This window comes from Citrobacter braakii, assembly GCF_009648935.1.
GTDB lineage: Bacteria > Pseudomonadota > Gammaproteobacteria > Enterobacterales > Enterobacteriaceae > Citrobacter > Citrobacter braakii.
Window position 1 is genome coordinate 4737753 of the sequence record NZ_CP045771.1, and the last position, 20452, is coordinate 4758204.

Annotated in this window: 19 protein-coding genes; 5 read left to right on the top strand and 14 right to left on the bottom strand. The window is 53.7% G+C overall.

Annotated features, from left to right (window positions below; genetic code table 11):
* Positions 1-114 precede the first annotated feature (114 nt).
* From proY to phoB, 4 genes are all read right to left on the bottom strand, one after another.
* On the bottom strand, positions 115-1488 hold the full coding sequence (proY, locus tag GFC06_RS22385; RefSeq protein ID WP_103765943.1) for a proline-specific permease ProY: 1374 nt from the start codon (positions 1486-1488) through the stop codon (positions 115-117).
* Positions 1489-1568: 80 nt separating this feature from the next.
* Positions 1569-2888, bottom strand: a complete 1320-nt coding sequence (gene brnQ, locus GFC06_RS22390; RefSeq protein ID WP_016152017.1) for a branched-chain amino acid transporter carrier protein BrnQ — start codon at positions 2886-2888, stop codon at positions 1569-1571.
* Between the two features lie 405 nt (positions 2889-3293).
* Positions 3294-4589 carry a phosphate regulon sensor histidine kinase PhoR gene (gene phoR, locus GFC06_RS22395; RefSeq protein ID WP_047357682.1) on the bottom strand — a complete coding sequence of 432 codons (1296 nt, stop codon included), beginning with the start codon at positions 4587-4589 and terminating at the stop codon, positions 3294-3296.
* Between the two features lie 50 nt (positions 4590-4639).
* The gene (phoB, locus tag GFC06_RS22400) at positions 4640-5329 is read right to left on the bottom strand and encodes a phosphate response regulator transcription factor PhoB (protein ID WP_003021496.1); all 690 of its coding nucleotides are present in this window, start codon (positions 5327-5329) and stop codon (positions 4640-4642) included.
* Positions 5330-5519: 190 nt separating this feature from the next.
* Here phoB and sbcD point away from each other — a divergent pair, with 190 nt between their 5' ends.
* The 3 genes from sbcD (at position 5520) to araJ (ending at position 11225) form a co-directional block, all read left to right on the top strand.
* Positions 5520-6722, top strand: coding sequence for an exonuclease subunit SbcD (gene sbcD / locus GFC06_RS22405; protein ID WP_016152015.1), 1203 nt, complete (start codon positions 5520-5522; stop codon positions 6720-6722).
* Positions 6719-9865, top strand: a complete 3147-nt coding sequence (gene sbcC / locus GFC06_RS22410) for an exonuclease subunit SbcC (protein WP_153690677.1) — start codon at positions 6719-6721, stop codon at positions 9863-9865. Before sbcD ends, sbcC begins: the two co-directional genes overlap by 4 nt.
* Positions 9866-10052: 187 nt before the next feature.
* Entirely contained in the window at positions 10053-11225 is a 1173-nt protein-coding gene (araJ, locus tag GFC06_RS22415; RefSeq protein WP_153690763.1) for an MFS transporter AraJ, read from the top strand.
* A gap of 27 nt (positions 11226-11252) precedes the next feature.
* On the opposite strand, the gene mak is transcribed toward araJ, so the two are convergent.
* Positions 11253-12161: a fructokinase gene (mak, locus tag GFC06_RS22420; protein WP_016155842.1), complete on the bottom strand. Its 909-nt coding sequence runs from the start codon at positions 12159-12161 to the stop codon at positions 11253-11255.
* Between the two features lie 91 nt (positions 12162-12252).
* Here mak and rdgC point away from each other — a divergent pair, with 91 nt between their 5' ends.
* Positions 12253-13164 carry a recombination-associated protein RdgC gene (rdgC, locus tag GFC06_RS22425; RefSeq protein ID WP_003021479.1) on the top strand — a complete coding sequence of 304 codons (912 nt, stop codon included), beginning with the start codon at positions 12253-12255 and terminating at the stop codon, positions 13162-13164.
* Positions 13165-13214: 50 nt separating this feature from the next.
* Here the strand turns inward: rdgC and ppnP are convergent, their stop codons facing one another.
* The 5 genes from ppnP to GFC06_RS22450 all read right to left on the bottom strand — a co-directional run bounded on the left by ppnP (position 13215) and on the right by GFC06_RS22450 (position 15900).
* Positions 13215-13499 carry a pyrimidine/purine nucleoside phosphorylase gene (ppnP, locus tag GFC06_RS22430; protein WP_016152010.1) on the bottom strand — a complete coding sequence of 95 codons (285 nt, stop codon included), beginning with the start codon at positions 13497-13499 and terminating at the stop codon, positions 13215-13217.
* 71 nt (positions 13500-13570) lie between these two features.
* Entirely contained in the window at positions 13571-14248 is a 678-nt protein-coding gene (locus GFC06_RS22435) for an AroM family protein (RefSeq protein WP_153690678.1), read from the bottom strand.
* A gap of 247 nt (positions 14249-14495) precedes the next feature.
* Positions 14496-14687 (bottom strand): protein YaiA, encoded by a 192-nt coding sequence (gene yaiA, locus GFC06_RS22440; RefSeq protein ID WP_016155839.1) that lies wholly within the window; start codon positions 14685-14687, stop codon positions 14496-14498.
* Between the two features lie 26 nt (positions 14688-14713).
* Positions 14714-15259, bottom strand: a complete 546-nt coding sequence (aroL, locus tag GFC06_RS22445; RefSeq protein WP_016155838.1) for a shikimate kinase AroL — start codon at positions 15257-15259, stop codon at positions 14714-14716.
* Positions 15260-15444: 185 nt separating this feature from the next.
* Positions 15445-15900 (bottom strand): YaiI/YqxD family protein, encoded by a 456-nt coding sequence (locus tag GFC06_RS22450; RefSeq protein ID WP_016155837.1) that lies wholly within the window; start codon positions 15898-15900, stop codon positions 15445-15447.
* Positions 15901-16048: 148 nt separating this feature from the next.
* Here GFC06_RS22450 and proC point away from each other — a divergent pair, with 148 nt between their 5' ends.
* Complete coding sequence (gene proC / locus GFC06_RS22455) at positions 16049-16858, top strand: pyrroline-5-carboxylate reductase (RefSeq protein WP_016152005.1); 810 nt, start codon at positions 16049-16051, stop codon at positions 16856-16858.
* A gap of 17 nt (positions 16859-16875) precedes the next feature.
* Here proC and adrA read toward each other — a convergent pair whose 3' ends face one another.
* The 4 genes from adrA to GFC06_RS22475 all read right to left on the bottom strand — a co-directional run bounded on the left by adrA (position 16876) and on the right by GFC06_RS22475 (position 20263).
* Entirely contained in the window at positions 16876-17991 is a 1116-nt protein-coding gene (gene adrA / locus GFC06_RS22460; RefSeq protein WP_088583121.1) for a diguanylate cyclase AdrA, read from the bottom strand.
* A 91-nt stretch (positions 17992-18082) separates the two neighbouring features.
* Entirely contained in the window at positions 18083-18403 is a 321-nt protein-coding gene (psiF, locus tag GFC06_RS22465; RefSeq protein WP_003830956.1) for a phosphate starvation-inducible protein PsiF, read from the bottom strand.
* Between the two features lie 97 nt (positions 18404-18500).
* On the bottom strand, positions 18501-19916 hold the full coding sequence (phoA, locus tag GFC06_RS22470) for an alkaline phosphatase (RefSeq protein WP_019076143.1): 1416 nt from the start codon (positions 19914-19916) through the stop codon (positions 18501-18503).
* 104 nt (positions 19917-20020) lie between these two features.
* A complete protein-coding gene (locus GFC06_RS22475) occupies positions 20021-20263 on the bottom strand; it encodes a sigma-S stabilization anti-adapter protein IraP (protein WP_016152002.1) in 243 nt (80 codons plus the stop codon).
* Positions 20264-20452 lie beyond the last annotated feature (189 nt).

A 20452-nucleotide genomic window follows, 5' to 3' on the forward strand; every position in this document is an offset into this window, starting at 1 on the left:
ACGTCACCTTGCCATAGCGAAGTGCAGGATCACTCATCATCTTAACGTTTATTGGGGGAGGAGTGTGGGGGAGGAGAAAATTGCCGGGTAACATTAAGCTACCCGGCAAAAATATTACTGCGCTTCAGCCAGTTGGCGCTCGCGACGGCGCTTGAAAACCCAGCCGGCAAGCAGCAGGATAATCCACGCAAAGCCGACGTATAGCGAAATGCGGGTATCCGGATGATAGCCGATAAGCGCGATGATAAAGACCAGGAAAATCAGGCCAATGACGGTCGTCACAACCCCACCCGGCACTTTAAATTTCAGCGCCCTAACCTCTTCCGGCGGCAGACGACGACGGAAGGCAATTTGTGACAGCAGGATCATAATCCACACCCATACCGTTGCGAAGGTCGCCAGAGAGGCGATCACCAGGAAGACGTTTTCCGGCATGATGTAGTTTAGATACACCGCAAACAGCAGCGCGATGGTCATCACCATCACCGTCACCCATGGCACGCCACGACGCGACGTCTTGGCGAACATTTTCGGCGCGCTGCCCTGCTCCGCCATACCATGCAGCATACGCCCCACGCCAAAGACGTCAGAGTTGATGGCCGACAGCGACGCGGTCAGGACTACGAAGTTAAGGATCCCGGCGGCAAAGGTAATCCCCATATGCTGGAACGTCAGAACGAACGGGCTACCGTCAGTGCCGACCTGGTTCCACGGGTAAATAGACATGATGACGAACAGCGTCCCCACGTAAAACACGAGGATACGCATCGGTACGGAATTGATGGCGCGCGGAATAGATTTTTCCGGGTCTTTGGCTTCGCCAGCGGTAATCCCGATAATCTCAATCCCGCCGTAGGCGAACATCACCATTTGTAGCGACATCACCATGCCGAGCCAGCCGTTGCTGAAGAAACCGCCGTTGCTCCACAGATTATGGATACCGGTAGGCTGTCCGCCGTTACCAATCCCCCAAATGATGATGCCAAAACCGGCGACAATCATGATGATAATGGTGGCGACTTTAAAGAATGAGAACCAAAATTCCAGCTCGCCAAACACCTTCACGCTCATCAGGTTGATGGCGCAGATAATCAATACCACGCTGAGTACCCAAATCCAGTGCGGTACGGCCGGGAACCAGACGCCCATGTAAATACCAAAGGCAGTCACATCGGCAATGGCGACAATCAGGATTTCAAAACAGTAGGTCCAGCCGGTTATGTAGCCTGCCAGCGGTCCGAGGTTTTCCTGCGCATAGCGCGAGAAGGAGCTGGCAGCAGGGTTATGAACGGACATTTCGCCCAGCGCGCGCATAATGATATACGCCGCTACGCCGCCGATAATATAGGCCAGCAACACGCTTGGCCCCGCCATTTTGATGGCATCGGCCGAGCCGTAGAACAGCCCGGTACCAATTGCTGAACCTAATGCCATAAAGCGAATGTGCCGGGTGCTCAGCCCACGCTTTAGCTTGTTATTACTTTCCATCGATTCCTAACCTGTTAACACAATAAAAAACCACGGGGCCATGTTAATAGCCCCGTGGTTAAAACTTATTGTCAGTGATATTAGTGTGCGCTGGAGGTCACTTGTCGACCCGCTGCACGATCCCAGATAACTGCCAGGACCACCATCACGACTGTTGGCATCAACCACGCCAGCCCCTGCTCCGCCAGCGGTAAACGCTGGGTCCAGGCCGGTAACACGTCGCCAATTGCAGAAGCTTTAATGCCATCAAGGATACCAAAAATCAGGCTGATAAACATCGCAGGTGCAATGACGCGGGAAGAATTATGCCACCATGAGCGGGTAAAACTTAATACAACCAGTGCGATACATGGCGGATAGATAGCCGTCAGCACCGGAATAGAGATCTGAATCAGATGGCTCAGACCCAGGTTAGAGACCACCATCGAGAAGCCGCCGAGGATAAATACCAGCGTACGATAAGACAGTGGAACGTACTGGGCAAAGAACTCTGCGCACGCGCAGGTCAGGCCAACAGCGGTGACCAGACAGGCGATGAAAATCAACGCCGCCAGCAGGAAGCTCCCTGCGCCACCAAAGGTGTGCTGAACATACGCATGCAGAATTGCCGCGCCGTTAGCAGACTGATCGACCAGAATTGCGCTATCTGAACCCAGACGGAACAACGCGAGATACAGCAGCGTTAAGCCCACACCCGCCATCAAACCCGCCCAAACGGTATAACGGGTCAGCAGACGCGCTTCAGTAACGCCACGCGAGCGAGCGGCGTTGACGATAACAATACCAAATACCATCGCGCCCAGCGTATCCATGGTCAGATACCCGTTCACGAAGCCATTAGAAAACGCCGCAGTTTGATAGGCTTCCATCGCATTGCTGATCGGGCCTGCTGGCCAGACGATTGCGGCGACAGACAGGACCACCAGCGCCAGGATTTTCAGCGGAGCCAGGAAATTACCAACCGTATCCAGCAGTTTGCCCGGATACAGCGAAACCAGAATCACAATCGCGAAATAGACCACGCTGTAGATAAGCAGTGGCAGCGCGGAGTCACCGGTCAGCGGTGCAATCCCGACTTCGAAAGAGACCGTTGCGGTACGCGGCGTAGCAAATAACGGTCCAACAGCCAGGTAGCACACGGTCGCCAGCAGCAAACCAGCGACTTTACCGATAGGCGTGCTCAGTCGGTCCACACCACCACCGACTTTCGCCAGCGCGACAACGGTAAGTACCGGCAGGCCAACGGCGGTAATCAAAAAGCCAAAAGCCGCAGTCCAGACGTGTTCACCTGCCTGCAAACCAACCATTGGGGGGAAGATGATGTTACCTGCACCAACGAACAGTGCAAATGTCATAAATCCCAAAGCGATAATATCGCGCGATTTTAACTGATGGGTCATAAAGTCTTACTGCCTGTGGATGTGGTGTTGAAAATAATAAATTTTTGCCTTTCCCTGGGGGACAATACAGCGGCATTTTTGCTCAATTCCAGCGGGAAACACTCCCAGACTGGCGCGGCGAAGAATAGTTTTTCGATTTACCGCGTAAATGCAGTCGGTATGACAGCACCTGGAGCGCAATTTAAACGCTTATAACGTTTTAAAGCAAGGTGGGATCCCAAAACCAGAACAATATAGCGATATGAAAAATGGGGTTAGCACAAAACACCATTTCATGGAAAAAGGTATGGGTAATAGTTCGAACAAAAAACAACCAAACGTCGTAAAATTCAGGATGGTTATATTGACCGCATAGAAAAAGCCAGCTTGCGCTGGCTTTTGGAAAGATTATCTTACGAATGCGCCTTAACCGTTAATTTTGGCAATTAAACGTTCCGGGATCACGAAACTAAATCGCGTCCCAACGCCTGGTTCGCTTTCGATATTCAAGCGACTGTCGTGATGATGCAGCGCATGCTTAACGATGGCCAGACCAAGTCCGCTGCCGCCCGTTTGCCGCGATCGCGCCTTATCCACACGATAAAAACGTTCGGTTAAGCGTGGAATATGCTCGGCGGCAATGCCTGGACCGTTGTCTTCCACGCAAAACTCCGCCCCCGACGCCACATGCTGCCAGCGTACGGTAATGTGCGTTCCCGCTGGCGTATGGTTCACCGCGTTGTAGACGAGATTCGAGATAGCGCTACGCAACTGCTCCTCGTTACCCCGCACGTTCAGGCTGTTATCAACATCAAAGGTAAACGTATGTTTTTGCTGGCTCAGCGTTTGCGCTTCGTGTTCGAGCACGCGCAGCATCATGGGCACATCGACCTTCTCATTCAGCAGTAGCGTCGGAGCAGCCTCAATTTTTGACAGCGTCAGCAGCTGTTTCACCAGCCCTTCCATGCGATACGTTTGTTCGCGCATGGTATGCAGCGCTTTTTCACGCGTCGTCCCTTCCAGCGGATGCTCCTGCATCATTTCCAGGTACCCTTGTAACACCGTCAGAGGCGTACGCAGTTCATGGCTGGCGTTGGCGAAAAAGTTACGTCGTGAACCTTCCAGTTGATGCATCTGGGTAACGTCGCGCGCCACCATCAGCAGTTGCTTATCGGTATAGGGCATCACGCGAATTTCCAGATGCCGTCCGGTATTGAGTACCAGATTGATCGGTCGGCTAAAATCGCGCGTTTTCAGATATTGTGTAAATTCCGGGTAGCGCAACAGGTTAAGAATATTTTGCCCGCTATCGTCCGGCCAGCGCAGTCCCAGAACCTGCTGAGCCAGTCCGTTACACCAGAAGATACCGCCTTCTTCAGTGGTCAGCACCACCGCGTCGGGTAGCGATTCCGCCCCGCTGCGAAAACGTTTAATCAGATTACCCAGTTCACGACGGCGCTTTTTGTTGCGCAGTTGCATTTGATGCAGCCCGTACAGCAACGGCTCCCAACTGCCTCGCCCCGGCGGCGGCGTCATGCTTCTGTCGACCCATAGCCACCAGGACAAACGTAATAAATTCCAGAAATGCCAGATAAGCAGGCCCGTTACCGACGCCAGTAAAAACCAGGGCAGGTAACCGAAAAAAGCGCTAAGGATAAATGCCGGTATGCAGCACAGGATCAGCTCCAGTACCAACCTTTTCCATGACAATCGTTCTAGCAAACGTCTTACTCCCTATACGGCCTATTCCTTCAGGCCCTGATTCTTGTCAGTCAGAAGCGGGTTGAAAAACGATATCCCGTCCCGCGAACCGTCTGCACCATACGATCGTGTCCGCTGTGCTCCAGCGCCTTACGTAAGCGGCGGATGTGCACATCCACTGTCCGGTCTTCCACGTACACATTGGTTCCCCAGACATGATTGAGGAGTTGCTCGCGACTGTAGACACGCTCGGGATGAGTCATAAAGAAGTGCAACAGTTTGAATTCGGTCGGCCCCATATCCAGCGGATCCTCGCCGGTCATCACGCGATGCGAGGTGGGATCAAGGCTTAGCCCCTGCATCTCTATAACCTCTTCCACCGCCATCGGTGAAATACGACGCAGAACTGCTTTAATACGCGCCACCAGCTCCTTGGGAGAAAAGGGCTTGGTAATATAGTCATCCGCGCCGGTTTCCAGCCCCCGGACGCGATCTTCCTCTTCCCCCCTCGCCGTCAGCATCATCACCGGGATATCCCGCGTCATCGCTTCGCGCTTGAGATGTTTAATAAACTGTAGACCCGAGCCGCCGGGAAGCATCCAATCAAGCAGGACGAGATCCGGCCAGGGTTCATTGAGTTGGTTCACAGCACTGTCATAGTCTTCGGCTTCAACGGGTTGAAATCCGTTTTGCTCGAGCACGAAGCAGACCATTTCACGAATTGGAGCTTCATCTTCTACGACCAGAATACGTCTCGCCATGATTTGCCCTGTTTGTAATTAAATCGTTTGCCATCAATACAGTGCCATTATGCGTCAGTTTTATGACAGATTTATGAAAAGATAGTCCAGGTTTAACGCAGCCCGGCGAATTATGACAGCCCGGAGACAAGATATTCCCACTCGTGAAGGGTTATAATCCCCGCCATTGTTTTACCGTCATGGAACTCTTATGCGCATCCTTCACACGTCTGACTGGCATCTGGGCCAAAATTTCTACAGCAAGAGCCGCGCCGCCGAGCATCAGGCCTTTCTCGACTGGCTGCTGGAAACGGCACAATCCCAGCAGGTGGATGCCATTATTGTGGCAGGCGATATTTTCGATACCGGCTCACCGCCTAGCTATGCCCGTGAGCTGTATAACCGTTTTGTCGTCAATCTGCAGCAAACCGGCTGTCATCTGGTGGTGCTGGCAGGCAACCACGACTCTGTCGCCACGCTCAATGAATCCCGCGATATTCTGGCGTTTCTCAACACCACGGTGGTTGCCAGCGCTGGCCATGGGCCGCAGATACTGCCGCTACGCGACGGTACGCCGGGGGCGATCCTGTGTCCGGTGCCTTTTTTACGTCCGCGCGACATCATCACCAGCCAGGCTGGGCTGACAGGACAAGAAAAACAGCAGCATTTACTGGGCGCAATCACCGACTATTATCAGCAGCAGTATCAGGATGCCTGCACGCTGCGCGGCGACCACAATCTTCCCATCATTGCGACCGGGCATTTGACCACCGTCGGAGCCAGTAAAAGCGACGCCGTACGTGACATTTATATCGGTACGCTGGACGCCTTCCCGGCGCAAAACTTCCCACCGGCAGACTACATCGCGCTGGGACATATTCACCGGGCGCAGGTTATCGGCGGCACGGAACATATTCGCTACTGCGGCTCGCCGATTGCCCTCAGTTTTGACGAGTGCGGCAAAAGCAAATGTGTACATCTGGTGAGCTTTGACGCGGGGAAACTTAGCGCCGTTGAAAATCTCACCGTGCCGGTTACGCAGCAGCTTGCGGTACTGAAAGGCGATTTAGCCGCCATTACTACCCAGCTTGAGCAGTGGCGCGGCGTGCAGCAAGAGCCACCGGTGTGGCTGGATATTGAAATCACCACCGACGACTACCTGCATGATATGCAACGTAAGATCCAGGCCTTAACCGAAGATTTACCGGTAGAGGTGCTACTGGTGCGCCGCAGTCGTGAACAGCGCGAACGCATTATGGCCAATGAACGACGTGAAACGTTAAGCGAGCTGAGCGTGGCAGAGGTTTTTGACCGCCGCCTGGCGCTGGAAGAACTCGAAGAACCGCAGCGTGAGCGGCTTAACCAGCTGTTTAGCGCAACCTTACAAACGCTCGCCGGGGAGGCTGAAGCATGAAAATTCTCAGCCTGCGCCTGAAAAACCTCAACTCCCTGAAGGGAGAATGGAAAGTCGATTTTACGGCAGAACCGTTTGCCAGCAACGGGTTATTCGCCATCACCGGACCAACGGGTGCGGGAAAAACGACCCTGCTGGACGCAATTTGCCTTGCGCTGTACCACGAAACGCCGCGCCTGAATACCGTGTCACAGTCGCAAAACGACCTGATGACCCGCGACACCGCGGAGTGTCTGGCCGAGGTCGAGTTTGAGGTGCGGGGCGAAGCCTACCGCGCATTCTGGAGCCAGAACCGGGCACGCAATCAGCCGGAGGGCAATCTGCAGGTCCCTCGCGTAGAGCTGGCCCGCTGCTCCGACGGTAAAATCCTCGCCGATAAGGTCAAAGATAAGCTGGAGATGACCGCCGAGCTTACCGGGCTGGATTACGGACGTTTTACCCGTTCGATGCTGCTGTCTCAGGGGCAGTTTGCCGCATTTCTCAATGCCAAACCGAAAGAACGCGCCGAGCTGCTGGAAGAGCTGACCGGCACTGAGATCTACGGCCAAATCTCCGCCATGGTATTTGAAAAGCACAAATCAGCGCGTACGGAACTGGAAAAATTGCAGGCCCAGGCCAGCGGTGTTGCGCTGTTAACGCCAGAACAGCTGCAATCCCTGACAGAAAGTTTGCAGGTACTTACTGACGAAGAAAAACAATATCTTACCTGCCAACAAGCCCAGCAGCAGCACCTCAACTGGCTCATGCGGCAAAATGAGCTACAGGCGGAGATAAACCGCCACCAGCAGGCATTACAGGCTGCACTTCAGGCGCAGGAAGACGCGCAGCCGCAACTGGCGGCGCTGAGTCTGGCACTCCCGGCCAGAGCGTTACGCCCACACTGGGAGCGAATCCAGGAACAAACGGCTACGATTGACCGTACGCGACAGAAGATTCAGGAAGTGAATGCTCGCTTACAAAGCAGCTTAGCGCTGCGCGGACGTATTCGTCAGCAGGCACAAACGCAGTCAGCCGCTATGCTCGCCGGACAGCAAACGTTAACCGACTGGTTGAAGGAACATGACCGCTTCCGCTTGTGGAGTAGCGAACTGGCAGGATGGAAAGCGCTGCTGGCCCAACAGTCCGACGCCAGCGTCCAACTGCGCCAGTGGCAGCAGTTGCGAGAGAACGACACGCGCAAGCTCGATGCGCTGGCGCTTCCCACGCTGACCCTTTCGGTACAACAGGTAACGGAAGCGCTGGCGCAACATGTGCAGCTTCGTCCGTTACGCCAGCGGCTGAGTAATCTGCACGGGCAAATCGCCCCGAAGCAAAAGCAACTGGCGCAGCTACGCGCCACGCTTGTGCAGCGTCAGCAGGAGCTGGCCCAGCGCAATGCGGTGCTTACAGAAAAGCGTCAGCGCTATAAAGATAAAAATCAGCAGCTTGCCGATGTGAGAATCATTTGCGAGCAGGAAGCCCGCATCAAAGATCTGGAAAGCCAGCGGGCACTATTGCAATCCGGCATGCCTTGCCCACTTTGCGGCTCCACCACGCACCCGGCGATTGAGCGCTATCAAACGCTCGAACTGAGTGTGAATCAGACACGGCGTGAAGCGCTGGAAAAAGAGGTCAAAACGCTTGCCGATGAGGGTTCAACGCTACGCGGTCAACTCGAGGCGATAACCCAGCAACTTCAGCGCGATGAACGCGAAGTACAAACGCTTTCTCAGGAAGAGCAAGCACTTACTCAAGAGTGGCAGACCGTCACCGCCAGCCTCAACGTGACGCTGCAACCGCAGGATGACATCGCCCCGTGGCTTGCCGCCCAGGAAGAGCACGAGCAGCAGCTTCACCAGCTGAGTCTGCGTCATACCCTGCAAGCGCAAATCACCGCACACACAGAGCAGATTACTCAGCTCCAGCAGCATATTGACCAGCGTCAGGCAACGCTAACCGCCGAGCTGGCCCGTCATGGTCTGTCCCTTCCGGCCGAGGGTGAAGTCGCCTCATGGCTGAGCGAACGGGCGAACGAAGCGCAAATGTGGCAGCAGCGCCAGAACGAACTGACTGAATTACAGGCTCGAATCGCCCAGCTTGCGCCGGTGCTGGAAACGCTGCCTGAAACCGATGCGCTTGGTGAAAACATTGAGAATCTGTCGCTGGAAAACTGGCGGCAGGTGCACGACGATTGCCTCTCTTTACAGGGGCAGTGGCAAACCTTACAGCAGCAGGAGACGCAGGAGGTTCAGCGCGCTGCAGAAATTCAGGCGCAGTTTGATACCGCATTGCAGGCCAGCATCTTTGCCGATCGCGACGCCTTTGTTGCCGCCCTGCTGGATGAAGAGACCTTTAACCGCCTTGAACAATTGAAGCAATCACTGGAAAGCCAGCGACAGCAGGCGCAAACGCTGCTTAATCAGGCGCAGCAGGCGCTGGCGACTCATCAACAACAGCTACCAATCGGGGTGGATCTCACGCTCACCGTGCAACATCTTCACGACGCGCTGGCGCAACTCACCCAGCAGCTACGGGAGAACACCACTCGTCAGGGCGAAATTCGCCAGCAGCTCAAGCAGGATGGAGAAAACCGCCAGCAGCAGCAGGCGCTGATGCTCGAGATTGCGAAAGTCGCACAGCAGGTCGAAGACTGGGGCTATCTGAACGCGCTGATCGGCTCGAAAGAGGGAGATAAATTCCGCAAGTTTGCCCAGGGGCTGACGCTGGATAATCTGGTCTGGCTTGCCAACAACCAGTTGACCCGTCTGCACGGTCGCTATCTGTTGCAGCGCAAGGCCAGCGAAGCGCTGGAGCTGGAAGTGGTTGATACCTGGCAGGCCGATGCCGTGCGTGACACGCGTACGCTTTCCGGCGGCGAGAGCTTCCTCGTGAGTCTGGCGCTGGCGCTGGCGTTGTCCGATCTGGTCAGCCACAAAACGCGAATTGACTCCCTGTTCCTCGACGAAGGTTTCGGCACGTTGGACAGCGAAACGCTGGATACCGCCCTGGATGCGCTCGATGCGCTCAACGCCACTGGCAAAACCATTGGTGTCATCAGCCACGTTGAAGCGATGAAAGAACGCATTCCGGTACAGATCAAGGTCAAAAAAATCAACGGACTGGGCTACAGCAAACTCGATAAAATGTTTGCAGTTGATGCCTGATAGCAGTTCGGCTCCTGGAGGCCGGATATGCGCCAGCGCTATCCGGCACGGCACATAGCACGATCGTGAATACACAAAGACGGATATGAAATGGCATTCCACTTCGCTTATCCGCAAGCTATCTCTATTGGCGGCGAACGTTCGCCGCTATGGCGCACATCGTGCGTCTTTCTTGTTGGCAGGTGGTATGAAAAAAGTCATTTTCTCTTTAGCTCTGGGGACATTTGGGCTGGGCATGGCCGAGTTTGGCATCATGGGTGTACTCACCGAGCTGGCGCGGGACGTGGGAATTTCCATCCCTGCCGCTGGCCATATGATTTCGTTTTACGCTTTTGGCGTGGTGCTGGGCGCGCCTATTATTGCGCTCTTTTCCAACCGCTTTTCTCTCAAGCACATTCTGCTGTTTCTGGTCACGCTGTGCGTGATCGGCAACGCCATCTTCACCCTCTCCTCCTCATATTTAATGCTGGCGGTGGGCAGGCTGGTTTCCGGCTTTCCACACGGCGCGTTTTTTGGCGTTGGCGCGATTATCCTGTCGAAGCTGGCCCGTCCGGGAAAAGTCACCGCCGCCGTCGCGGGCATGGTTTCGGGTATGACCGTTGCTAATCTGATTGGCATTCCCATCGGCACCTGGCTGAGCCAGGAATTTAGCTGGCGCTACACGTTTCTGCTGATAGCCGTCTTTAATATCGCCGTGATGGTCTCGATAACTTTTTGGGTACCCAACATCAGCGATGAAGCAAAAGGGAAACTGCGCGAACAATTTCACTTTTTGAAAACCCCCGCCCCGTGGCTCATCTTTTCCGCCACCATGTTTGGTAACGCCGGGGTTTTCGCCTGGTTCAGCTACGTCAAACCGTACATGATGTTCATCTCCGGCTTTTCCGAAGCGCTGATGACCCTCATCATGATGCTGGTGGGATTGGGAATGGTGTTGGGAAGTCTGCTGAGCGGTCGCCTTTCTGGCCGCTATACGCCGCTGCGTATTGCGGTAATAACCGACTTTGTAATTGTGCTGGCTCTGCTGCTGCTCTTTGCCTTTGGCGGGATCAAAGCCGCGTCGCTGATCTTCGCCTTTATTTGCTGCGCGGGCCTGTTTGCCCTGTCGGCGCCGCTGCAAATTTTGCTGCTGCAAAATGCTAAAGGGGGTGAGCTGCTGGGTGCGGCAGGAGGGCAAATTGCCTTTAATCTCGGCAGCGCGATTGGCGCCTGGTGCGGTGGTATGATGCTGACGCTGGGCTTTGCCTACAACTACGTGACGTTGCCGGCGGCGCTGCTGTCGTTTTCTGCAATGTCGTCGCTGCTGCTCTACGGTCGCCTGAAGCGCAGCGTATCCCGGATGACTCCCGTTGCCGGATAGCCTCTGCGCTACCCGGCAACGCGAACATTACTCCTGCGGCCACAACCAGGCCGCGCCGCGCACGCCGCTGGAGTCACCGTGCAGCGCCTTGCGTAGAGGCGTTTCGCACTCGCCGCCAAAGACAAACTGTTTAATCAACGTTGGTACGTTTTGATACAGTCGGTCGACATTGCTCATTCCACCGCCCAGCACGATTACATCCGGATCGAGAATATTCACCACATGTGCCAGTGATTTCGCCAGACGCAGCTCGTACCGACTCAACGCCTGTTCCGCCTGGGCATCCCGGGCATTAACAAGACTGATAATTTCACTGCCCTTGAGCGACTTACCGCTCAGACGCTGGTAGTCGGTGGCAAAACCGGTTCCGGAAATGAAGGTTTCAATGCAGCCTTGCTTGCCGCAATAGCAGGGCACTTCCTGCCGATAACGCAGTTCGTCTTCGTCCATCCACGGCAGCGGATTATGCCCCCACTCGCCCGCAGTACCGTTCCCGCCCGTGTGCGCCCGGCCGTTCAGCGCCACTCCTGCGCCACATCCTGTACCGATAATCACCGCAAACACGGTTTGCGCCCCCGCCGCTGCACCATCAACGGCTTCAGAAACCGCCAGGCAGTTGGCATCATTTGCCAGCCGCACTTCGCGATTCAGACGCGTACTCAGGTCTTTGTCAAAAGGTTGCCCGTTAAGCCAGGTCGAGTTGGCATTCTTCACCACTCCGGTGTAGGGCGAAATTGAACCGGGAATGCCCATCCCGACGGTTCCCGACTGCCCGGTGGCCTTTTCCGCCATCTCCACCAGCGCGGCGATGGTTTCTATCGTTTGCCGATAATCATCACGCGGCGTGGGCAGGCGATGGCGAAAAAGCTGTTCGCCTGCATCGCCAAGCGCGATAACTTCCGTTTTCGTACCGCCTAAATCGATACCTATACGCACTGTTTGCTCCTCTTCCCGATTAACAATGCAAGCATAGCGACAATTCGCTATCATGCCCGCTGGATTTAACGACAAGGCCGTGGAAATTATCATGCTGTGGTTCAAAAATTTAATGGTTTACCGTCTTAGCCGCGATGTTTCTTTGCGTGCCGAAGAGATGGAAAAACAGCTGGCATCAATGACGTTCACCCCTTGCGGTAGCCAGGATATGGCAAAAATGGGCTGGGTTCCGCCGATGGGATCGCACAGCGATGCATTAACGCATACCGCCAATGGCCAAATTATTATCTGCGCCCGCAAAGAAGAAAAAATTCTGCCGTCGCCGGTTATCAAACAGGCGCTGGAAGCCAAAATTTTCAAACTGGAAGCTGAGCAAGGTCGCAAACTCAAGAAGACCGAAAAAGACTCGCTGAAAGATGAAGTTCTGCACTCATTGCTGCCGCGCGCCTTTAGCCGTTTCAGCCAGACGATGATGTGGATCGATACCGTCAACGATCTGATCATGGTTGATTGCGCGAGTGCGAAGAAAGCCGAAGATACGCTGGCGCTGCTGCGTAAGAGTCTCGGTTCGCTGCCGGTCGTTCCGCTGACGATGGAAAACCCCATTGAGCTGACGCTGACCGAATGGGTTCGTTCCGGTACAACGGCACAGGGATTCCAGTTACTGGATGAAGCCGAACTAAAAGCGATCCTTGAAGACGGCGGCGTGATCCGCGCGAAAAAGCAGGATCTGGTCTGCGACGAAATCGCCGTGCATATCGAAGCGGGCAAACTGGTCACCAAGCTGGCCCTCGACTGGCAGCAGCGCATTCAGTTCGTGATGTGTGACGACGGCTCTATTAAGCGTTTGAAGTTTAGCGACGAGCTGCGCGATCAGAACGAAGATATTGACCGCGAAGATTATGCTCAGCGTTTTGATGCCGATTTCATCCTGATGACGGGTGAACTGGCGGCGCTGATTAAAAGTCTGGTGGAAGGATTAGGCGGCGAAGCGCAACGTTAAGCCGTACTTACCGAATGGCGGCACAATGTCGCCATTCGTCATTTCTATGCTTACAGATAGCGGCAAAGATAGGATGTTGGCTCTGCCACCTGCAGATGAAACTCGCTGTTGCCCGGTACGTTGAACACGTCCCCTGCGGCATACACCTTCCACTCGGTTTCCCCCGGCAGCAGCACGTTCAGTGCGCCGCTAACGACAGTCATCTCTTCAGGCGCCGCAGTACTAAAGGTATATTCGCCTTCAGCCATCACGCCAACACTGGCGCGGCCAGTACTGCTGCTGGTAAAACCGATCGATTTTACTTTGCCGGAAAAGTATTCATTACTTTGAAGCATACAACTGGCCCTATCTCGTGATTAAGTTGAGAACCAATATAGGGGGCTGACGTTCCACCTGTCACGCAAAATTACGCCAACAGTTCCGAAGCCAGTCGGGCAATCAACACATTAGACAGAAGAACCGGGACATCCAGCGATTTTTGCAGTAAATCGCGATGGCGTTGATTGAACCCCAGACAATCCAGCATGATCACATCCGCGCCTTGCTCCAGCAGTTCTTTCCCGGCATCAATCAATTGTTGTTCGCTACCTTCGATCGGATTCGCCACGGCATACACTGGTGGTGTTTGTAACACCTGCCATTTTTGCGTCTGGGCTTTGAGCAATTCGGTGACGGGGACAATAACCCCGACCTGATGCCCATCGACAATCGAGGCCACCAGCGGGGGGATAATACGTAACGGCTCCAATAGAATGCTATTGCGGGCGGTCAGGCGAGCGATTGAGGCGGTACTCATCAGCAGGATCACGTCAAAGCCCTGGTTATCCAACACCTCCACGATACTTTGCAGCGAGCGCTCTACCTTCTGGCGTGAGACATGCGCAAGTTGGTGGTCGCTGAGCAGCGTTAATAAAGGCTCGTCACCGGGCGAAACGCCGTACTCAGCCATCACATCTTCTCGCCGCATCTGTCCAAGCAGACTGTGGTGAGTAATGTGCTGTTCATCGATATATTCCGTCAGGAGCGGTAACACCTCACACATCGGCACCACGCCAATCGTGAGGATAGCCAACGACGCACTCATTTGTTGCTCCACCATCTTATTACTTTGCTGTGAAATCCCGGGCAAGTGCCGGGCGCTGACCTGCGCTACAAATGCTCAAAAGCGTAGCAGTTGATCGGCGGTGTATTGTGTAAAGATTCCAAATCATTCCGGTACTGGATTGTTATTGCTTAATTTTCAATTTTAACTGTATACGGCGAAATTTAAGAAAATGTGATGAACGCCCGTCCTGGCACTTTTCAGACTCGTGCCAGGACGGTGCTTAATATCAGGTTTTATCGGGGTCTTCGTAGCGTTTTTTGGCATCCATGGCTTCCTGCGCAGAAGGATGCTCACTGATCAACGTATTCGGTTTAGGGTGATCGGCTCGAAGTTGATACCAGGTTACCGTCTGGCCTGGCGTACCCTTTTCAACCGTAACAATGTTCGCTTGACGTGGGTAAGGTGGTTTTGTCGGCATAGTTCTTCCTTTTCACTGGATGAACATTAAGTATAGACACCGCCCTGTAACCGTGGCGCTGCCTGCGCCAGTATCTCAAGAATGTCTTCCACCACCTGCGCAGGTTTATGGGTGGCATCAACGATGTAGTGCGCAGCTTCACGGTACAGAACATCGCGCTGGGCGAGCACTTCCTGCACCTCTTCAGTCAACGGCTTACCGGTTAAGGTTGGGCGCAATCCCTCTTCAGGCGTGGCCTCCAGACGATCAACCAGTACTGATACCGGTGCGCTTAAATAGATAACCACGCCGTGGCTGCGCATGTAATGACGATTAAATTCGGTAAGAATGATGCCGCCGCCGGTCGCAACAACCGTTGCTGGGGCTGTGACGGCCTGCAGAGCGCTCGTCTCCTGGGCACGAAACCCTTCCCATCCTTCCCTTTCGACGATCTCCGCCACGGTCATCTGCACGTGCGATTGCAACCAGCGATCGGTATCGACAAACTGGAAATCGATAGCCTTCGCCAGCGCCATACCGGTAGTTGTCTTACCACACCCCCGGGGGCCGACAAGATAAAGAGGTTGCGTCATTACAGAAATTCCCCAGGGAGCCGCGAGCGAGCGGGATCTGATGCGGTTAAAGATATAATCATATCACCAAACTAGTACATCGCCAAAACGTAAAGAAAAGATTACATATAGGGTAGCTGTACCTATTAACCCCTACTATAACAAGAATTCACCATGAATAAAGTGTAAATAATAAATTACACGCTTTATTTTCTACGCTGTACTTCCAGCCACCACTTATCAAGCTCAGCAGCAAAATGCTGCCTGTCTCGTGGTGAAAGGCTGTCCGGCCCGCCGGTCTGAATACCGCTGGCGCGTAGCGTATCCATAAAATCACGCATCATCAGACGCTCACGGATCGTGGCTTCGGTATAACGTTCACCGCGCGGATTAAGCGCCGCCGCACCTTTTTCAATGACTTCTGCCGCCAGCGGGATATCCGCTGTTATCACTAAATCACCGGCACTACACTGACGTACAATCTCGTTATCCGCCACGTCAAACCCGGCGGGAACACGTAATGTGCGGATAAACCGCGAAGACGGGACGCGCAAACTTTGGTTGGCTACCAAAATAAGCGGCATCTGCATGCGCTCAGAAGCGCGGTACAAAATATCTTTAATCACATTCGGACACGCATCGGCATCCACCCATATTGTCATAATTTCTCCCCACTGATGTGCAGTTGCACATTGTCGCGTGCTTTTACTTACAGGCAAAGTGCTGTTTATCCTTCTGCACATATTCAATCCGCGCTAAGCTTAGCTTTCCCAGGTAAAACAATGAATATCACGCATAGGGAGTGACAAAATGGACAAGAAAATCGGTTTTATCGGCTGCGGTAATATGGGCAAAGCGATACTTGGCGGCATGATCGCCAGCGGCCAGGTTCTCCCCGGACAAATCTGGGTCTACACCCCTTCCCCCGATAAAGTCGCTGCATTGCACGACCAGTACGGTATTAATGCGGCGCAGTCTGCGCAAGAGGTCGCGCAAATCGCTGACATCGTTTTTGGGGCCGTAAAACCAGGCATCATGATTAAAGTGCTGAGCGAAATTACCTCCAGCCTGAACAAAGACTCCCTGGTCGTCTCGATTGCCGCTGGCGTCACCCTCGATCAGCTCGCCCGCGCGCTGGGCCATGACCGTAAAATCATTCGCGCGATGCCAAACACGCCGTCACTGGTGAATGCCGGAATGACCTCCGTCACGCCGAACGCCTTAGTCACGCCAGAAGACACGGCCGACGTGCTGAATATCTTCCGCTGCTTTGGCGAAGCGGAAGTCATTGCGGAGGCAATGATTCATCCGGTCGTTGGCGTTAGTGGTTCAGCCCCGGCCTATGTGTTTATGTTTATTGAAGCGATGGCGGACGCCGCCGTGCAGGGTGGCATGCCTCGCGCGCAAGCTTATAAATTCGCGGCGCAGGCAGTAATGGGGTCGGCAAAGATGGTGCTGGATACGGGTAAACATCCCGGAGAACTGAAGGATATGGTGTGCTCGCCTGGCGGAACCACCATTGAAGCGGTACGCGTCCTGGAAGAACGAGGTTTTCGTTCATCAGTGATTGAAGCGATGATTAAGTGCATGGAGCAGTCGGAAAAACTCAGCCGCTCCTGAGTTAACACCGCCGGACGTCAGGCCGCCGCCTCAGTGCGGTTACGTCCGGAATTCTTTGCTTTGTAGAGCGCCATATCCGCCGACTTTAACCATTCTCGATAATGCTCGGTTTCTGCGGTCAGCGGCGCAACGCCCACGCTGATCCGCAGAGCAACCTGCGGCGCGCAGGATAAACGCAGTTGACCAAGTCGTTCGTGAACACGAGACATCGCCGCAATCGCGCTGGTTGCCGGCGTGCCGCACATAATCACCGCAAACTCATCACCGCCAAAGCGCCCGATCACGTCGCTACCGCGTAAGGTCATCTGCAACTGGCGGGTCAACGCGACAATCGCCTGGTCCCCAACGTCGTGACCCCAGGTATCATTGATGCTCTTAAAATGGTCGATATCGATAATCAGTAACGTGGCGTCACGCTGGTAGCGGCGGCAATTATCAAATTCATTACGCAGTAACAGTTCCCAATGGCGGCGGTTATACACCCCAGTCATGCCATCTCGCGTACTCATCACCTGTAAACGGCGTTTATGTTCCGCCAGCTTGATGACCGTCTGGTAACTGACCCAGGCAAACAGCAGCGGATAAATCACCAGTACCGGCAGCGTCAATAGCACGCTAAGTTGAGTACTGCTAAAAGCGACGGAGATATCGGTTAACTGTAACGTCACCAGGCATGAAACCATCATCAAAACGGCGCCTGCGATGAATATTCGCATCCCGCCTGCGCCCATCAGGTTGATGCAGATAATCATCAGCAGCGCCGTGGATGGCAACAGGTTTACGCCCATAATCCCTATCCACATACCGGCAAGAATGGCATCGGCTTTTAAGTTGGTAAATTCGCTATGCAGAGGATCGTCGGCTTTGCTGGCCAACTGCCAGGCCAAATGCGGCCAGACAAACGCCCATCCCACCAGTAATAGCCACCAGCCACCGGTAATGGGCTGAGCAACTAATACCGACGCGATAGGGAAAAACATTCCCCCCAATCCCACCGCTCGCGGCAGCCTGATTCGTCGGGCGAATCGCAGACCGGAACGTTGGTGGTCATTTTGATGAAGCGATAAAAATGCTTCATTCGGGACGACCTTCTTTTGATAAAAGTTTTCATCATTCATTGTATTTGGGAATATTCTGAAACAAATTTCCCAAATTATAGGAAGGGGTCTGGTGGCGGAAGTATGATATTTCGGGTGAGCGATTTTACCTGCTCACCCGTAAGTGCTACGCAGATTTCTTCAGGCAAGCGCTCATAAATTTATTACGATCATCACCTTTCAGAGACTGCTCCGTCGCCTTAACGTTACATTCACGCATTTTTTGCTGCTGCGGCGTCAGGCTCTTTTCCTCCGGCGCAGATTTACTGTTTTTCAGGCAATCACTCATATATGTCTTACGCGCATCCCCTTTTAAGGTCTGCGCCGTTGCCTGCTGATTGCAGGTGGTCATACGCTGTTGTTGCGGGGTTAAAGTCTTCTCGGCAGCACCGACGGTAGTTAAAAAAATCAGACCAAAAAGCAGCGTCATTAATAATGTAATTTTCATAGCATCCTTCTTTTCTGAACGACAACACACAGGTAAGTTTGGCTGCTAACGATAAAAATACCACCCGGCGGCAAAAGTATTGCCGCCGGGCGTCGGGTTATTTCAGTCCTAACGCCGCTTTCATGGTGTAAAACAGGTCGGTTTGATCGGTCAGGCCGACCACATTCGCCGCATGCGGGCCATAGGCTGCAATTCGCAGTTGGCTGCCGGTGTGCTCCTGAGATTCCTCTTCAGAGTTGCCGTAGCTGATGACCATAACCGCGCCATCTTTGGTGTTCAGCGCCTGGGTCAGGCCTGGTGCTTTGGTATCCGGCGCGACAATCTGGCTGGCATGTGCGTGGTCAGCGGTTACCACCACCAGGGTGTTGCCATCTTTCTTCGCAAAGGCAAGCGCGCGCTGTACCGCTTCGTCCAGATCGACCGTTTCGCCAATCTGTCCGCACGGGTTGGCGGCGTGGTCCTGTTTATCGATTGACGCCCCTTCCACTTGCAGGAAGAAACCTTTCTCATTTTTGCTTAACAACTCAATCGCTTTATCCGTCATCTGCGCCAGCGTTGGCACGCTGTCGTCACGCTTTGGATTTGGCGTACAGGTCACAACCGGCTTATCCAGATTGCCATGATAAGACGCTTTCGGACCTTCCCAGCGCACGGGCATATTGCCATCAGAGAACAGGCCCAGCAGCGGTTTATCCTGATTAGCTTCGGTAATCGCCGCCAGCGTCGCGGTATCACTCACCATCTGATAACCGCGGGCCAGGGCTTGTTCACGCAACGTTTTACCCTGCCACTCGCCTGCCGCAGCGGTTTCCGCAAACGTTTTTGCCCCGCCGCCCAGCGTAACGTCAGCCCGGGCATTGAGTAATTGTTCGGTGATGGACCCTTTACCGCCTTTTTCCAGCGCATTGGTTGGGCATTTTTCACGTGTCACGCCAGGGCCATAGCACTTACGCGAAGTCACATGGGCAACCAGCGCCGCCGGAGTAGCATCCTGCAATTCAGCGGTAGAAACGTTGCCCGTTGCCAGCCCCGCCGCTTTTGCCATTTCAAGAATTGTGGCGTGATCTTTTTCATGAATATCAACGCCCAGCGCGCCATTATAGGTTTTCACACCGGTGGTCCACGCCGTCGCGGATGCCGCAGAATCCGTCACATAATCGGGTTTACCCGTTTTCTTATCCAACGCATAGTGCGTGTATTGTCCGGTCAACGGTAAAGCATCAATCCCTTTAAAAAAGCCGCCTGCGCCTTCGGCATAATTTCGCGCGGCCGTTATTTCTGAGTCCCCCATCCCATCGCCAATCAATAAAATAATATTTTTGGCCGGTTTATCGCTCAGAGATTCGCGCAGAGCCGCCGTTTGATCGGCAGACAATCGGCGGGCGCCGCCCGGCGTGGTGATATCACCCTGAGCGGCACGATTATCCATAACCGCTATGGCAGAGGTTTCTGCATTAATAACCGGGGTAAACAGCAAAGGTAACAGGGCAATAGCGAGTGCGCTTTGTTTCACTTTATTTTCTCCATGTATAAATACGGTAAAATTAAAACAAAGCGACTATAAGTATTTGATGTGACACTTTTATGATAATTTGTGGATGACGCACCACGGATTACTCAAAACGCTTTTGGCACACTCTCGCCAGCGTTATGAACGTTGGTCAGAAACGCAGGCATACGGCCTTCTCCAGCCAAAGCCCCTTCAATTTGGCGAATAAATATTTGCCGATCGTTACACGTCATATTGCGCAGCATTTCGATGATTACCTGCTCCAGCGTTTCAACCTGCGCCGTCAGTTCTTGCGACTCTTCTTCTTTTTGGGCGAGCTTAAGTAACAACTCAGTAACGAGATTTTTCATTTACGTATTCCCTTAACCAAATATAGGCCACGTTATCATTAAGACTCACAACTGCCTAGAGGATGAAAGTTGTATTTTCATAAGAAATAAAACGTTTTGCGAAAACAATCACAACACAAAATAAGGGGGAAGGAGTCTTAGCGCAGAATTATTCCATATAAAAGGGTAAGGGGATTAATAATCACCTGG

Coding starts and splice junctions, on each gene's coding strand:
- proY (WP_103765943.1), bottom strand. CDS start 1,488: ATGGAAAGTAATAACAAGCTAAAGCGTGGGCTGAGCACCCGGCACATT.
- brnQ (WP_016152017.1), bottom strand. CDS start 2,888: ATGACCCATCAGTTAAAATCGCGCGATATTATCGCTTTGGGATTTATG.
- phoB (WP_003021496.1), bottom strand. CDS start 5,329: ATGGCGAGACGTATTCTGGTCGTAGAAGATGAAGCTCCAATTCGTGAA.
- sbcD (WP_016152015.1), top strand. CDS start 5,520: ATGCGCATCCTTCACACGTCTGACTGGCATCTGGGCCAAAATTTCTAC.
- sbcC (WP_153690677.1), top strand. CDS start 6,719: ATGAAAATTCTCAGCCTGCGCCTGAAAAACCTCAACTCCCTGAAGGGA.
- araJ (WP_153690763.1), top strand. CDS start 10,053: ATGAAAAAAGTCATTTTCTCTTTAGCTCTGGGGACATTTGGGCTGGGC.
- rdgC (WP_003021479.1), top strand. CDS start 12,253: ATGCTGTGGTTCAAAAATTTAATGGTTTACCGTCTTAGCCGCGATGTT.
- ppnP (WP_016152010.1), bottom strand. CDS start 13,499: ATGCTTCAAAGTAATGAATACTTTTCCGGCAAAGTAAAATCGATCGGT.
- GFC06_RS22435 (WP_153690678.1), bottom strand. CDS start 14,248: ATGAGTGCGTCGTTGGCTATCCTCACGATTGGCGTGGTGCCGATGTGT.
- yaiA (WP_016155839.1), bottom strand. CDS start 14,687: ATGCCGACAAAACCACCTTACCCACGTCAAGCGAACATTGTTACGGTT.
- aroL (WP_016155838.1), bottom strand. CDS start 15,259: ATGACGCAACCTCTTTATCTTGTCGGCCCCCGGGGGTGTGGTAAGACA.
- GFC06_RS22450 (WP_016155837.1), bottom strand. CDS start 15,900: ATGACAATATGGGTGGATGCCGATGCGTGTCCGAATGTGATTAAAGAT.
- proC (WP_016152005.1), top strand. CDS start 16,049: ATGGACAAGAAAATCGGTTTTATCGGCTGCGGTAATATGGGCAAAGCG.
- psiF (WP_003830956.1), bottom strand. CDS start 18,403: ATGAAAATTACATTATTAATGACGCTGCTTTTTGGTCTGATTTTTTTA.
- GFC06_RS22475 (WP_016152002.1), bottom strand. CDS start 20,263: ATGAAAAATCTCGTTACTGAGTTGTTACTTAAGCTCGCCCAAAAAGAA.